Origin of the sequence: Neobacillus sp. PS3-34 (genome assembly GCF_030915465.1) — a bacterium.
Lineage (GTDB): Bacteria > Bacillota > Bacilli > Bacillales > Cytobacillaceae > Neobacillus_A.
The window spans coordinates 4,570,248-4,584,296 of record NZ_CP133267.1; the positions used below are offsets into that span (position 1 = coordinate 4,570,248).

Below are 14,049 nucleotides of genomic sequence, written 5' to 3' on the forward strand. Positions count from 1 at the left end.
TCAAAAAAAATTTTATTAGCCTTCGTTGCTTAATTGGTCATGAAAAATGGTCATAGGATAAAAATCTTTATTTATCAATTTAGATACAATTTGCTTTATCACACCGGCATCACGTAAGTCAATATTGTCGGTATTCATCAGATCGGTTACTTTTATCCATTTACTGTCTATAATTTGTTCCTCTTCAATTTTTAATGATCCGCCAATTACTTCGCCTATAAAGTGAAAGAGAATAACCTGATGATTTGAGCTGCTTATGAAATTATAAATACCTGTAGTCTTTGTAAGCTTTACGTCATATCCTGTTTCCTCTTTTACTTCCCTCCTGGCAGCATGAAGAATATCTTCTCTACGTTCAATACGGCCAGATGGAAAATTCCACTTATTTAGGGCTGTAGGTTTATTTTCCTTAATCATTAAAACTTTTTCATCCCTGATAATTGAAACACTTACAACTAAAACAATTCCTTGTGTATTCATTTTTTCTCCTGCTTTTTCATTAATTTGTCCGCTCTACCTTATTCTACTTTTAATCACTAAACCCCTTCTTCAACTATATTGTTTATCTCTCCTCCCTAAATAATAAATATGCGACACTTCCAAATAGAAGTGTCGCTCATAATTAAAATAATAATAATGGTTTTCAATGGTAAAAAAACCTTGATCGTCATTCAACAAAAATAATAATCACCAGGACAGCTGATAATAAAGAAAATAAATAGACAAAGTCTTTCGTTATAATTTTTGTTGTTTGATAATAAGTTCGGTGTCGTGTACCTGTAAATCCACGTGCTTCCATAGCAATAGCAATTCGTTCCGACTTTCGTATTCCTTGAGTAAATAACGGTAAAGAGTACCTTAAGAAAGCTTTCCATCTGTTTTTTTCCTTATAGCTTCTGACTTTATGTGCAGTCTTCATTTGGTTTAGTTCAGATTGAAAGAGTGGGATAAAACGGAACCCTGCCAATAACCCATACGCCCATTTAGGTGAAAGTTTACACTGGTGAATTAAGCTCATAATGAATAAGGTTAAGTCTGTTGTAGAGGTGAATAATAATCCATAGGTAACAAACCCTAACATACGCAAAGATATAGTTAAGCCGTGATTCATACTCTCTTTGGTAATATGGAACCACGCCCATTTCCAAATTGTTTCTCCCCCTTCTCCAAATACTGCCATCATCCAAAATATAAGAATAAAAAAGCCTAGATAAGGCAAAAGCCTATTTAATAAGTAAGAGATTCTCCATCCGCCTAAAAAAATGCCGATTAATATTGCAAGAAACCAAATCAAAAAAGTCACTTTAGGATTGGATATGGCCATCAAAAAAAACATAACCAAAAAATGCGATATGAGTTTGCAAGTAGGATTTAGAGAAGAAAGAAATGAGTGGTTAGCATTCATACAATTTGCTCTCCTCCCGTGCATGCATCAACTGGTAATGAAGTGGTGGGATTAATTCACTTTCACGTAAAAGCTGCTGATTCGAAAATAACCGATATGGTGTCCCATGATAGGTCAATTTACCTTTGTTAAAGAGAACTACCAGATCTGAACAGTCGTCAACTAAATCCATATCATGGGTGACCATTATAATGGTTGTTCCTGCGTCCCGTCTCTTTTTTAGGCGTTTAGTGAGTTCTCTAGCTGTTTTTTCATCTTGACCAAATGTTGGTTCATCAAGCAATAATAAGGGTTGATCAAACAATAACATTGTCGCCACACTTAATCGCCGTTTTTGACCTAAACTTAGTGTAAAAGGGTGTGCGCTGTGAAAAGATTCCAATCCAAACTCCTGTAACAGATGTTTTGTTTTTGCATTAGTTAACTCATCAGACTCGTTTCTTTGTCTGCCTCCAAAGGCAATTTCCTCAAATACTGTGTCGGTTATAAATTGATGTTCTGGATTTTGAAAAACAAAGCCTGCTTTCTCAAATAATTCTTGATCCGACCATTTTTTTAGGTCAATTCCTTGAAAGTGAATTTTTCCTTTTTTAATCGGCTCCAACCCGATAAGACTTTTCAAGAAGGTACTTTTTCCAGCCCCATTTTCGCCGACGATGCAAATCCACTCACCTTTATGTATTTTTATATTAATATCTGTTATTATTGCTTGCTTCCCATAGCCAATATCAACATTCTCAGTACTGATCAAAATATTCTCTTTTTTATTTTCTTTTGTTTTTATTACTGACTTAGTTTCTAATAGATTGGAAAGTTTGATGGATAACGGGTGCGAGGCATTGTGAACAACCTCCATCCACTTTTCTGGATATAACTTTGGCCGCCAAATACCAGCTTCTTTCATATGACTATTGAAATGAGCTAGAATTTCATCGGGCTTCCCATCACCAATAATGCTACCGCTCTCATTCATAATTATTACACGATCCATCCATTCAATACATCCATCAAGTACGTGCTCTACAAAAACCATCGTTTGATTTGTTTCGTGAGCTAAGTGATTCAGTAAATCAAATATTTCTTTCCTGCCTAAAGGATCTAGTTGGGCTGTTGGCTCATCAAAGAACAATACTTCAGGTTCTAGTGCTAATAAACAAGCTAATGCCAATCGTTGTTTCATACCACCTGAAAGTGTTTCAATTGGTGTTTTCTTATCTATCTTTAATCCTACTTTATCCATTAAGTCAGAAATCAATTTGTCCATATCACTTCGAGGAATAGAACGGTTTTCGAGACTAAATGCTATTTCTTCATCCACATGAAGCATACAAAATTGGGTATCAGGATCTTGGGAAATGACACCGACATCTTTACAGAGGAATACTTCACCATTTACCTCTGCCTCCATATGCTCAGGAATAATACCGGCAAGAGTGGAAATCAAAGTTGATTTCCCACTGCCGCTAGGACCCACTATTAATACTTTCTCCCCTTTATGTATTGATAAATTAACATTACTCAGTATTTTTTCAGATCGATTATAAAAACGAACAGAAAGATCCTTACATCCCAGATGCATTTCCATTTACGTCTTCCTTTTTCCTTTTTTCCTTCATAATTTCGTATTGTTCCAGAACTCCTGTTTTAGCTAGTGAGTCTACTACTACCTTGGCTAATAAACCACCCAGAATAATACCACTTAATACATGAATGCCTAACGTCACAAAAAATACTTTAGTAGTATAATATCCAAACCCGTTGGCAATTAAGTTGTAGATCATGCTTCCAACTGCTGCAAGTGCTCCTGAAAGCATTAAAGTAAATAGGTTGTAGCGTTTATATCTGAAAATCCCGAATGCAATTTCTGATCCTATTCCTTGAAAGACACCAACTAACAAGGCAGTTAGTCCAAAATGACTTCCAGTCAATAACTCTACGGCAGCAGCTGCAACCTCTGCAATAAACGCTGCCCCCGGTTTTCTGATAATATAGGCGACTATTGGACTAGCGATTACCCAAATTCCAAACATAAAACCAGCACCTACTGGTCCTACAATAGCCGAAATCGGAATCCAAAGCGTAGACCATCCTAAATAAATAACTCCACAGGCCACTGCTAAAATAACAGCAAGAACTACTTCTTTCATTTTCCAGTTCATCTTAATACGCCCCCCATTTTAACAGGCCATTCTTCTAGTCTATACGCCATATCCCAAAACATATATTCAAGCTGACAGCTTAATAAAAAATGTTCTCTCATCTTTTCTTTTTCTCTTTTTGTTGCTTCTTTCGCCACTCATCTAGTCGGGCACAAAGTTTAGTAGTAATGGAATCGGTTCGATTGCCATAAAAACTTATCCAATCATAAAATGGATGCGAGTTATCTGGATTAACATCATTTAATAATTTCCTTCCAATTTCCCAATAGGTCCACGGACAAGGTAATAAGACAGCCAAAATTTCGCCCAATGTTCCTTCGTGAGCAACTGTAAGCATATGACGGATATACTGATGTGCCGATGGAGATAATGAATACCCCTGTAATTCCTCGTAGGAAACACCTGCGATTTGACAAAAGTTATTGTGAGGGTGAATTTCGCTGTTTATAATAAATGAGATTTGCTTATTAAACATGTCCATATCTTCACGATTTTCACACTTTGAAATGGCTATTCCATAGATTCTGATAAACGAACTCAAATACTCAAAATCCTGTTTAACATAGTGAATTAGTTGATCCTTTTTTAGATCTCCATTCGCTATTCCCTGTACAAAAGGATGTTCAAAAATCGCATTAAAGATTGGAGTTGCTTCTCTCCTCAGTTCTGCTGAAAAACTCATATTTTTTCCCCTAATTGGTTATCTAGGAAGACACTAATGGGGGCGAGTATGACGTAGAAACGAAAAAAACCGCTCCAAAATGGAGCGGCAGAATAATAGTATATACTCATGCACGGACTCCACTTTCCTACGCTAGTATGAACTAGATCAGGTTCAAAGGGTCCGAGAAAACTCTCGTCTCAGCCATGAAATGGCTCCCCTAGTGGTCTTCCTATTAATTTCACCTTTACTCTACACATGCTTTTCTATTATGTCAATTAATATTGTAGGTCTTTTTTTATTTTGACATAGTGATTAATGGCTAAAGTATGTTGCTGTTATTTAATTCTTGTAGCAATCATGGCGGATGTTTTTGGGGTCAAATATATTTCTGTTGCTGACAAGTTGGTATGATTTAACCAGAATTCCCTTATTGTGTCAGGCTTTCCTTTTCGATCTTCAGGGAGGTAGGAAATGGGCACTAAGTACCGTTCAAATCCATATATTCCATAACTTTACCACATTATCAAAACAGGCACTCGAAAACCATTCGACACAAAAAATCCCAGAATAAGCTACTTAACTTTTCTATTATTTATTAGTTAGCAATCTTATAAATTAGGGTATTTAAAGATAAATCTTGAGAAAAAATTTTAAAGAGAGAGGTTATCTGCCATGATTAATCAGATACCAATGGATAAATGGAATGAAACACTGAAAAATGGAGTGAAGGATTTTCTAAACTATTACTTATCGAATGGGCGTATAGTAAATGTAGTGGATGGGTCGGAGCAAGCTGTTGATTTTGCAAAAGCTCACATCCCTTTTGATGATGCTGTACGCATTCGACAAGAACTTGGGGGTATATTCACCACTCAGTCAGAACTTATGACAATACCCGGTGTAAACCATGAGGTCCTTGAACAATTTGCATACCTGGTCAATGAACTTGACCTTTCAAAATTAAATGCCTTAGCTCCGCAAACAACACAGAATAATCAGGTCGACGTCTATTCGAATGGACCTGATTGCCTAAAAGTAATATTAGATGAGATAAACAAGGCGGAACGCTACATCCATTTGTCTGTGATGCTGTTCTTTAATGATAATTCGGGCAACCAAGTAGCTGACGCTTTGCTGAATGCGTTAGCTAGAGGTGTGACTGTCAGGGTTATGGTGGACTACGGCATCACTAAGTTTGGATATGAGAAGAACCTTAAAGTTGGGGAATTCAAGGAGATTTCAGAAAAGTTAAAAGCTGCTGGAGGCAAGGTAATCGATACCTTTCATATTTGTTATGACAAAGACGAATGGCCAGAAAAAAGGGCGGAATTAGCTGCTAAGGGTGTTCCAGAAAGCAGCTTATCCCTTCAGGACTATGTTCAAGATGCATATACATCGAATCTGCAGGTAATCAACCATCGAAAGTTCATCGTCATTGATGGTATTACAACAGTAGTTGGCAGTTTGAATATAGGTGATCAATATACATTTGATACACCAATCACAGCCTCAAAATCTACAGAAGTTAGTGGCAGAAAGCTTGGTGTGCCAAGTAATGAGGATGAATGGCATGATGGCTGTATCCGCATTAAGGGAGCAGCAGCACACTCGTTAAATCAAATTTTTTCTTTTCAATGGACGGTACTTTGTGGGGATGTATATGATCCAGAAGATCCGTTTTATTTTCCGAGAGCAGATCGAAACTTCGGTAATGAAGAATGCACACTTTTTGCCAGCTTCCCAGGCAACCCTGTCAATTTGATACAGCAGTATTATTTATCTTTAATTACGCATGTAACAGATGAGACAATCATTGTGAATCCGTATTTGATAGATCAGTCATTTTGGGATCGTTTGAAGAATATCGAAGATGAAGAGGCACGTCACATATCAATATGCAATCCTCTTTATGTGAATGACCATCCCACTAATCTCACCGCAGTAAAAAGCAATATGTATGAGCCTTTTGAAAAAGGTGTAGCATTCTATGACTACAGCCATACGGGACGATTCTCACATTGGAAAATCGCTTATGATAAACGGTCCAATTGTGTGTTTCACGGTTCTTATAATATTAATGAAAGAAGCGCGTGTCATGATTTCGAATTGGGTGTGCTTGTAAAGAGCAAGAACTTTGCAGAAAAAGTAAAAAAAGTGATCGATTATGATCTTTCGGTTTCCAAAAAGGTCACGGAAAATAAATTGTTTTATAAGCACCCCCTTCTCCATCCAAGCACCTATATCTATAAGATGACGAAAAACTTATCATGAAAAATCAAGGACATCATAAAGACAGAGGATTACCTCTGTTTTTATGATGTCTTTTTTTGATTTCTTAAAGAATAATTCCTATTTCCATATTTCATATTGTTTCGCAATATTTTCTAAACTTATTCTTCCACGCTGCATATTTGAGGGGCAGGCATTATTATACGATTTAATTTTCTCGTTTATTTCATCAATGGAGATTAATATCTTTGATTTTTCGCTATCTTTTTCTATCAGATTCAACGTTAAAGCTATTTTTTCCCTTATCTCCTTTTGCAGGCTTATCCAAGTCGGCAAATAACCTGCATTTTTAGCAGTATTTAAAAAATTGCTGTAAATATCTCCAGTAAGCAAATTTTTCGGAAGTGGTTTTCCAAAACCCGGATGCCTCTTAATATCTTCATCCAGATTATAATTTTTTGTGATCTGGTCTATTAAACTATTATTAATATGATCATCACGATTCCCCAAATTTATCTCCCCCTATTTCTTAGAGCTTCCAGCTAAACCATCTGCCATGTCCATCAGTTTCCCCGATGATCTCATTGTGTTCGATCTGGTTAATGAAGTAATCCAAGTGAAGGTCTCTATCCCACATATTGTTATAGAGGTGAAATACATCTCTTTTTTCTCCAATTTCCTTTACATATTCTAATAGTTTATATTTCGTATTTTCTGGCATTTGATTGGCTACATGGGTATGGAAAACACCAATAACAGCTTCAGGTGGAATTTGATCAACAATGTGGGGAAGTAATTCCACACCATCGCCTTCAATTAAATTAATCTCATTTCTATTATTGTGAATACACTCTATAGCCTGCTTAAATAGTTCTCTTCTCTCATAATGTTCTGGCCAAATAAGTGAATTCAGCCATAAAGAATCTTCCTCATTCGTGACATCATTTATATGCAAATCTAAACCAAACCTATGATTAACAGGAGGACTTTTCGAAAGAAGCTTTGGCGTTTTTTCTCCTCTGATTTCAGCAATAATTCTTAACTCGGAGTTATGATCACCATATACTTCATTCGAAAGATAAGAATAGCTGTATTTATCCCAAAGAAGCTGAAGCCCTGCACTTGTTCCGATTTCAATAAGTGCCAATGGTCGATTCGTTTTGTTATATATGTAGGAAAAGGTTGGGTAAAGATAGGCACAGCGCCGCACTTCATTCGTCTGAACCAATTTCTCTTGCAGAATTGAAATGATCTCTTCTCTATAAAGTTCACAAAAGCTTTGGAAGTGAATATAAGATTCCTTAACCACTTTTGAATGTTCTACAATACTAGGGTAATATTCACGTAAAACATGATTTTTTCCTTTAAGTAAAAGATAATGGACTGCACCTAGAAGCAAGTTGGGGATTGGTTGTCCTTCCCGGGCATAAGAACTCAACTCTAGTAGCCAATCGTCTTCAGCAATCTTTAAAGATAAAAACTCATACAAATCACTTGAACCCTCACACTCTCTTTTGGCAAAGGTCTTAAATGATTCTGACAATTGATTGATGTTCAAGGACATTTCCTCCCAGCTGTTTGTGGATAGTATTAATTATTCTACTTTTACTAAAAATTTCCTCCATAAAAAAACCGGGCATGAAATTCATGTCCGGTTCATTTTTATTTAAAAGATTGCTTTAATACCAACCAACACTAGCCCGATTAAAAATCCGCAAATCGCTCCATTAACTCTGATCCACTGCAGATCTTTTCCGACGTTGTTTTCAAGCATGGAAATCAGCGTTGGATCATCAAGTTTATTCAGATTCTCCTCGACCAATTTGCCAATCTTCGAATGGTTTTTATCAACAAATTGGAAAGCGTGCTTGCGTATCCAATTTTCGATTCCTTCCATTTTTTCTTCATCATTCTTTAGGCTGTCCAATGCTTTGGTTATCATTGGCAGAATATACTCTTCAAAAAATCCTTCCCTATCCACGACTTCTAGGGCTCGCTGCTGCAACTTTGCAAAAAAATCAAGGATTTTTTCTTCCGGTTCCCAGCCATCAACAAACTGAGTTTTTATCTTGTTCAATTCATTGATCATATTTTCATCTTTTTTGATATTTTCCAGCTTAGTCTGAACGCTCAGGAGCAGAGTCTCCCGGTTTGAATTATATGGGTCTCGGAAGCTCTTCACCCCTTTTTGTATAAGGGACTGTATAATATTTCCGAGTTTTTCTTCATTTACAAGACTGCTAAACGACTTCAGAGCAAATTGCATAAAGCCGTCTGCTTTTATGTTTTCAATCGCATCAACCGCCAGCCTGCCAAGACGTTCCTTAGTAGTTTCTTTATTCGCCCATTCTTCTACTTCATTTAGAATATAGTCCAATCCTTTTTCATCGTATTTCCGGGCTGTAATTTGATCGATTGCCCGAGGCAGATAGGTTTCCACTTCTAGCTGGCTAATTTGCGTTTTTAATTCCTTTTCTATTAATGGTGCCAGTTGTGTAATATCAATATGCTGGATCACTTGCTTAATCCCTGAAAGAATTGTTTTTTTAACTGCTTCAGAGCCTTTCTCCCTTTCAATCAGCGGGAAAATGCGCTCTGTAAATGGAATGGCTGTAATTTTTTCACGAATGCTTTCCTTCGTGAGCCAATCATTTTCGAGCATTGAAATAATCGTCGCCGTTATCCTCTTTCGGTTTTTTGGCAAAAGTGCGGTATGTGGTATTGGAATTCCAAGTGGATGGCGGAAAAGAGCTGTAACAGCAAACCAGTCGGCAAGCCCTCCGACAAGACCCGCTTCAAAGCCTCCCTGCAGAATGGCTCCCAAAAGTGTTTGCTGAAATGGTATGGTAGCCAGGAATCCTGCGCCCATTACCGCAAGTGAACCACTGGCAAGATATTGTGATTTCTTCGTTCGTTTTAACATTAAAAATCCCTCATTTTTAAAATCTGCTAATGCTATTATTGCAAAACAAGTACAAAAGGCGCAAGCGCCCTGGTTAGCCCCGACAGGCATAAGACGGATCACGCAGTCATCCTCGGAAAAGCTATCGCTTTTCCTTCGTGCGATGCGAATGCTGCCGGAGCTTTCCTTGTCCTGATTTCTGGAGTGATTTGGCTTATGACCCCGAGCTGTTCCAAGCATCACCTGAAGGTCATGCTCCTCGCAAGATATTCAAGGGAGCTATTCAAAGATGAAAACTGGCTGGGCGCTGGAGCTGGCTTAATACAACTTAGTAAAAAACATCCAAATCATTTAATTTAATAATTTCCTATACGAAGAAAAAATGCAATTCGTTTGCATTTCTTGTAAGGTATCTTTTTTAGTTTAGTATTTTAGAAAAGGTCCATTGGAAAATTATAGTCTAATAATAACAAATAGGCAATTTTGCAGGGACTAAAATAAGGTAGGTGTTAGTTGTGGGCTTGTCCTTAAAATAAATTGTGGAAAAACACATTCGAATCCTGTACCACAACGGAAATGATTCATTGGTATCAAGCTTTTAATGAGTACTCATCCATCCAGCTAAGAATCGGTTGTTTATTATTCATGTCTTCTTCCCCACACACTGAGGGGAAATCTGAAGCTGTGATATCTGTTAGCTGGAATAATCTTGGCGGATAAGGGCTTCTTCTTATATGGGCGAATAGCCTGGCCTGTACTTTTGCATAATCCATCACTGTGGCAAAAGTGAACCAGCAGCTTACAGTTTCATTTTTTGTAAGAAAATCTGGATACACTGCTTCGATTTGAAGCAATATCTTAATCACTTCTTCCTTTGTCATGCGCTGTACCTCCATGTTCAATCATAATAAATACAGTTTTGACTGAAACGATAGACCGCTATTCCATTTTATAGGTAATTTTAATTATACAAAAATTCTGAATTATAAAATATAATGGTGTTGGGCTTTGTCCATTCATCAGGTATGAACTTTTAAAAAAAGGCATGGCTTTATATTCCTGAAAGGAGAGATTTTATTTGAAAGCATTAAAGTCCATTATTATTTGGGGTCTAATTACTGCATTAGGTGCAGCAGGTTTTGCAGTGATGGCCTTAAACAACGGTGAAAGTGTGAATGCGATCTGGCTGGTTACAGCAGCAATTTGTGTTTATGCAATCGCCTACCGTTTTTACAGCCGGTTCATCGCCAGCCAAAGTATTTCAACTCGATGATTCCAGAAAGACACCTTCCGAGCTTCACAACGATGGGAAGGATTTTGTGCCCACGAATAAATGGGTGCTGTTCGGTCACCATTTTGCGGCGATCGCAGGAGCTGGTCCACTCGTACGCCGATTCTTGCAGCACAAATGGGCTATCTGCCAGGAACGCTATGGATTGTAGTCGGTGTCGTTTTAGCTGGAGCAGTCCAGGATTTCATTATTTTATTCGGTTCGATGCGCCGTGACGGAAAGTCATTAGGCGAAATGATTAAAGACGAAATGGGTAAAGTAACCGGAATTATTGCGATGATCGGTATCTTAGGTATTATGATTATTTTATTAGCGGTTTTGGCATTGGTAGTGGTGAAGGCGCTTGCCGGAAGCCCGTGGGGCATGTTTACGATTGCAGCGACCATTCCTATCGCCATCCTTATGGGTGTATATATGCGCTATATCCGTCCGGGTCGGGTTGGAGAAGCATCACTAATTGGTGTAGTTTTACTTCTTCTATCCCTTGCAGGGGGGCAATATGTCAGCCAGCATTCGGATTTAGCGGCAATGTTCACCTTCAGGGGTGAAACAATTGCCTTTATGATGATTGGTTACGGGTTTATTGCTTCCGTGCTGCCGGTTTGGTTCCTTCTCGCCCCGCGCGATTATTTAAGCACTTTTTTAAAAGTAGGAACGATTGTCGGCCTGGCATTAGGCATCCTGATTGTCGCACCTGAATTGAACATGCCTAGTGTAACGAAATTTGTGGATGGAACCTGCCAATCTTCTCTGGCAATCTGTTTCCTTTCTTATTTATTACAATAGCTTGTGGATCCGTTTCAGGATTCCATGCCCTTGTATCCTCTGGTACGACTCCTAAAATGATTGAGCGTGAGTCACATGCCCAATTTATCGGCTATGGCGCCATGCTGACGGAATCATTTGTTGCCGTTATGGCGATGGTTGCCGCGTGTGTGCTCACGCCGGGAATTTATTTTGCGATCAACAGCCCTGCTGGTGTGATTGGAACGGATGCCATTATGGCAGCCAAAACAGTTTCTAGCTGGGGCTATTCGGTAACACCAGAAGACCTGACCCAAATGGCCAAGAATGTGGGTGAACAATCCATCCTGTCCCGTACTGGCGGTGCTCCGACGCTTGCTATCGGTATGGCGGTGATATTTTCAAAAGTGATTGGCGGTAAAGCGCTCATGGCATTCTGGTACCACTTTGCCATCCTGTTTGAAGCATTGTTTATTTTGACGACAATCGATGCAGGAACCCGTGTAGGGCGATTCATGATCCAGGATTTGATAGGAGCCGCTTATAAGCCTTTCGCAAAAACCGATGCCCTTATTCCGAATTTGGTTGCGACTGCTCTTTGTGTCTTATTTTGGGGGTACTTTTTATACCAGGGCGTCATTGACCCATTGGGCGGTATAAACACACTCTGGCCGCTGTTTGGCATTGCGAATCAGATGCTTGCTGCAATTGCCCTTCTTTTAGGCACAACGATTTTATATAAAATGGGCAAAAAAGCGTATGTATGGGTCACACTTATTCCGACCACGTGGATTTTGCTCGTCACCCTGACAGCGGGCTGGCAAAAAATCTTCCATGATATTCCGCGGATTGGCTTTTTAGCACATGCTAAGGTTTTCAAAGAAGCATTGGATAACGGAAAAGTTCTGGCTCCAGCTACCACTCCAGAGCAAATGAATCAGGTTCTGATTAATGACTATGTTGATACCGCCCTTTGCGGATTTTTCATGGTAGTGGTCATTATGGTGTTAATTTCTGCTTTAAGAATATGGTTTAAAGTGCTGACAAATCAAAAGCTTAAATTACACGAAACACCATATGTACCGCGTGATGAAGGAGGCTTCAAAAAATATGCTTAAAAAGCTTCAGGCAATGCTGAAACACCGAAAACAATTCATCAGCTTGCTTGTCGGCGTTCCAAGCTATGAAAAATACACTGAGCATATGAAGGAAACCCACCCTGGGCAGCCAATTAAATCGCGTAAGGAGTTCTTCTGCGAAGCGCAGGAAGCCCGATACAACGGCAAGGGCGGTAAAGTTTCTAGATGCTGTTGAAGTAAATGAAAAACCCGTGTTGTTTCATTACACGGGTTTTTTTAGGTGAAATTTTATATGTTCGCTCAAAATTAGAATTTTTAAAGTGGCCAAAAATAATTATTAGTTTGCAGCACTTTTGATTAATACATTTCGCCGCAGATACTTTCTCCCGTCCTTTTCAAGTTCAAGGTAAACCCATTCTCCAGTATGGGTGAGAAATTCGTTTTCTTCTTCTCCTACAAGGATGGTATCTTCCGATTTAATTCCTTTTATGGTAGGATTCCAAGCAAAAGCCTGATGAAGATTCACTTTTTCTTCGGATGCTGATGTTGCAAGGAATTCCCTTGTTGCGTAGCCGGTTGGACCTCCTTGATGCAAGAATCTCCAATCCTCGCAATAGCCAACTTCACGATACATGTCGATTCCCTTTTTCAGGACGTCATTAATTTTGACTCCCGCCTGGTAGCTGAGTTCATGGCAATATCGATTTGAGCTAATTTTTTTACATTATCTTCAATATCTTTTGGCAGGCTGCCAAAATGAACGAATCTCGTTGCGTTGGACACTAATCCCCATTTCTCTGCGCATAGAACCAGCATGGCATAGTTATCTAATTTTTTTTCGGTTGGAATCGGATGTCTATACTTAAAAATGCGTTCATCTGTGGCCACTAAAATAACATGAGGATTTATTCCTTTTTTTATTAACTTCGAGGCCAGGTGTGCTGCAATTTCATATTCTGTCCAGCCCTGCTCTAATTCCCGGCATGTGGACTCCACTGCCTTGGCAGCCAATTGTGATAACCAACGATAACGCTCAATTTCTTCATTCGTAAGGGTATATCTCAAAGTCGAAAGCTCTTTTCCAATGTCTATAAATCCCTCAAAATCGACGTCACTTGCGATTCTTCTCCCACTGCATAATTCTTGTACGACAGAATCCTGATTCTCATACCATTCAAGCGTGATCAATTCATAACCCAAGCCAGTAAGTTCTTCCTCAAAAATCCGGTCCCCTTCCATCCTAGAAGTGATACAATATTTTTTATCAGAAAAAATAGCTATGTCAGCAACTCCAGCTTCCGTTGTTTGAACGATATGATTAACACTCCCTCCTGTAATCCATGAAAAATTACTTCGTTTGCGAAAGAACACCCCGTCAATCTGTTTCAGCTTAATAAATTCATAAACTTTTTCAAGTGGTGTCAGTACTTTAACAGACATTACACTTCCCTCTTTTCCCAGTCGCCAATTTTGCCAATCCGTGACAGCAATTTAAACAATTTCTCTTGCACCATCCCCAATTTCACATACATAGAAATTGGGCATAAGAAACTCCAACGAAATAAACAGCTTTTAT

The 14,049-nt window shown here is 38.6% G+C and carries 12 protein-coding genes, 2 pseudogenes and 1 riboswitch; of the genes and pseudogenes, 3 read left to right on the top strand and 11 right to left on the bottom strand.

Annotation, left to right across the window (positions count from 1 at the left end; all coding sequences use genetic code 11):
• Positions 1-15 precede the first annotated feature (15 nt).
• The 5 genes and pseudogenes from RCG23_RS24105 to tenA all read right to left on the bottom strand — a co-directional run bounded on the left by RCG23_RS24105 (position 16) and on the right by tenA (position 4,246).
• Entirely contained in the window at positions 16-480 is a 465-nt protein-coding gene (locus RCG23_RS24105) for an NUDIX hydrolase (protein WP_308177735.1), read from the bottom strand.
• A 187-nt stretch (positions 481-667) separates the two neighbouring features.
• Positions 668-1,405 carry an energy-coupling factor transporter transmembrane component T family protein gene (locus RCG23_RS24110; protein ID WP_308177736.1) on the bottom strand — a complete coding sequence of 246 codons (738 nt, stop codon included), beginning with the start codon at positions 1,403-1,405 and terminating at the stop codon, positions 668-670.
• Positions 1,395-2,990, bottom strand: coding sequence for an ABC transporter ATP-binding protein (locus tag RCG23_RS24115; RefSeq protein WP_308177737.1), 1,596 nt, complete (start codon positions 2,988-2,990; stop codon positions 1,395-1,397). Before RCG23_RS24115 ends, RCG23_RS24110 begins: the two co-directional genes overlap by 11 nt.
• The gene (locus tag RCG23_RS24120; protein ID WP_308177738.1) at positions 2,968-3,564 is read right to left on the bottom strand and encodes an ECF transporter S component; all 597 of its coding nucleotides are present in this window, start codon (positions 3,562-3,564) and stop codon (positions 2,968-2,970) included. Before RCG23_RS24120 ends, RCG23_RS24115 begins: the two co-directional genes overlap by 23 nt.
• A pseudogene (gene tenA / locus RCG23_RS24125) lies at positions 3,561-4,246 on the bottom strand (thiaminase II). The gene RCG23_RS24120 and the pseudogene tenA overlap by 4 nt, the downstream one beginning before the upstream one ends.
• Before the next feature lie 107 nt (positions 4,247-4,353).
• Positions 4,354-4,457, bottom strand: a riboswitch (TPP riboswitch).
• 443 nt (positions 4,458-4,900) lie between these two features.
• Here tenA and RCG23_RS24130 point away from each other — a divergent pair.
• Positions 4,901-6,499, top strand: a complete 1,599-nt coding sequence (locus RCG23_RS24130; protein WP_308177739.1) for a phospholipase D-like domain-containing protein — start codon at positions 4,901-4,903, stop codon at positions 6,497-6,499.
• 78 nt (positions 6,500-6,577) lie between these two features.
• Here RCG23_RS24130 and RCG23_RS24135 read toward each other — a convergent pair whose 3' ends face one another.
• The 4 genes from RCG23_RS24135 to RCG23_RS24150 form a co-directional block, all read right to left on the bottom strand.
• A complete protein-coding gene (locus RCG23_RS24135; protein ID WP_308177740.1) occupies positions 6,578-6,967 on the bottom strand; it encodes a DnaJ family domain-containing protein in 390 nt (129 codons plus the stop codon).
• A gap of 19 nt (positions 6,968-6,986) precedes the next feature.
• Positions 6,987-8,021: a DUF2332 domain-containing protein gene (locus RCG23_RS24140; RefSeq protein ID WP_374049790.1), complete on the bottom strand. Its 1,035-nt coding sequence runs from the start codon at positions 8,019-8,021 to the stop codon at positions 6,987-6,989.
• 102 nt (positions 8,022-8,123) lie between these two features.
• On the bottom strand, positions 8,124-9,380 hold the full coding sequence (locus tag RCG23_RS24145) for a DUF445 domain-containing protein (RefSeq protein ID WP_308177742.1): 1,257 nt from the start codon (positions 9,378-9,380) through the stop codon (positions 8,124-8,126).
• Between the two features lie 569 nt (positions 9,381-9,949).
• A complete protein-coding gene (locus RCG23_RS24150) occupies positions 9,950-10,240 on the bottom strand; it encodes a replicative helicase loader/inhibitor (protein WP_308177743.1) in 291 nt (96 codons plus the stop codon).
• A 197-nt stretch (positions 10,241-10,437) separates the two neighbouring features.
• Here RCG23_RS24150 and RCG23_RS24155 point away from each other — a divergent pair.
• Both RCG23_RS24155 and RCG23_RS24160 read left to right on the top strand, forming a co-directional pair.
• Positions 10,438-12,512 (top strand): annotated as a pseudogene (locus RCG23_RS24155) (carbon starvation CstA family protein).
• A complete protein-coding gene (locus RCG23_RS24160) occupies positions 12,505-12,708 on the top strand; it encodes a YbdD/YjiX family protein (protein ID WP_308177744.1) in 204 nt (67 codons plus the stop codon). The pseudogene RCG23_RS24155 and the gene RCG23_RS24160 overlap by 8 nt, the downstream one beginning before the upstream one ends.
• A gap of 102 nt (positions 12,709-12,810) precedes the next feature.
• Here the strand turns inward: RCG23_RS24160 and RCG23_RS24165 are convergent, their stop codons facing one another.
• A complete protein-coding gene (locus RCG23_RS24165; RefSeq protein ID WP_308177745.1) occupies positions 12,811-13,107 on the bottom strand; it encodes a hypothetical protein in 297 nt (98 codons plus the stop codon).
• A 14-nt stretch (positions 13,108-13,121) separates the two neighbouring features.
• Positions 13,122-13,913 carry a M24 family metallopeptidase gene (locus RCG23_RS24170; protein WP_308177746.1) on the bottom strand — a complete coding sequence of 264 codons (792 nt, stop codon included), beginning with the start codon at positions 13,911-13,913 and terminating at the stop codon, positions 13,122-13,124.
• Positions 13,914-14,049 lie beyond the last annotated feature (136 nt).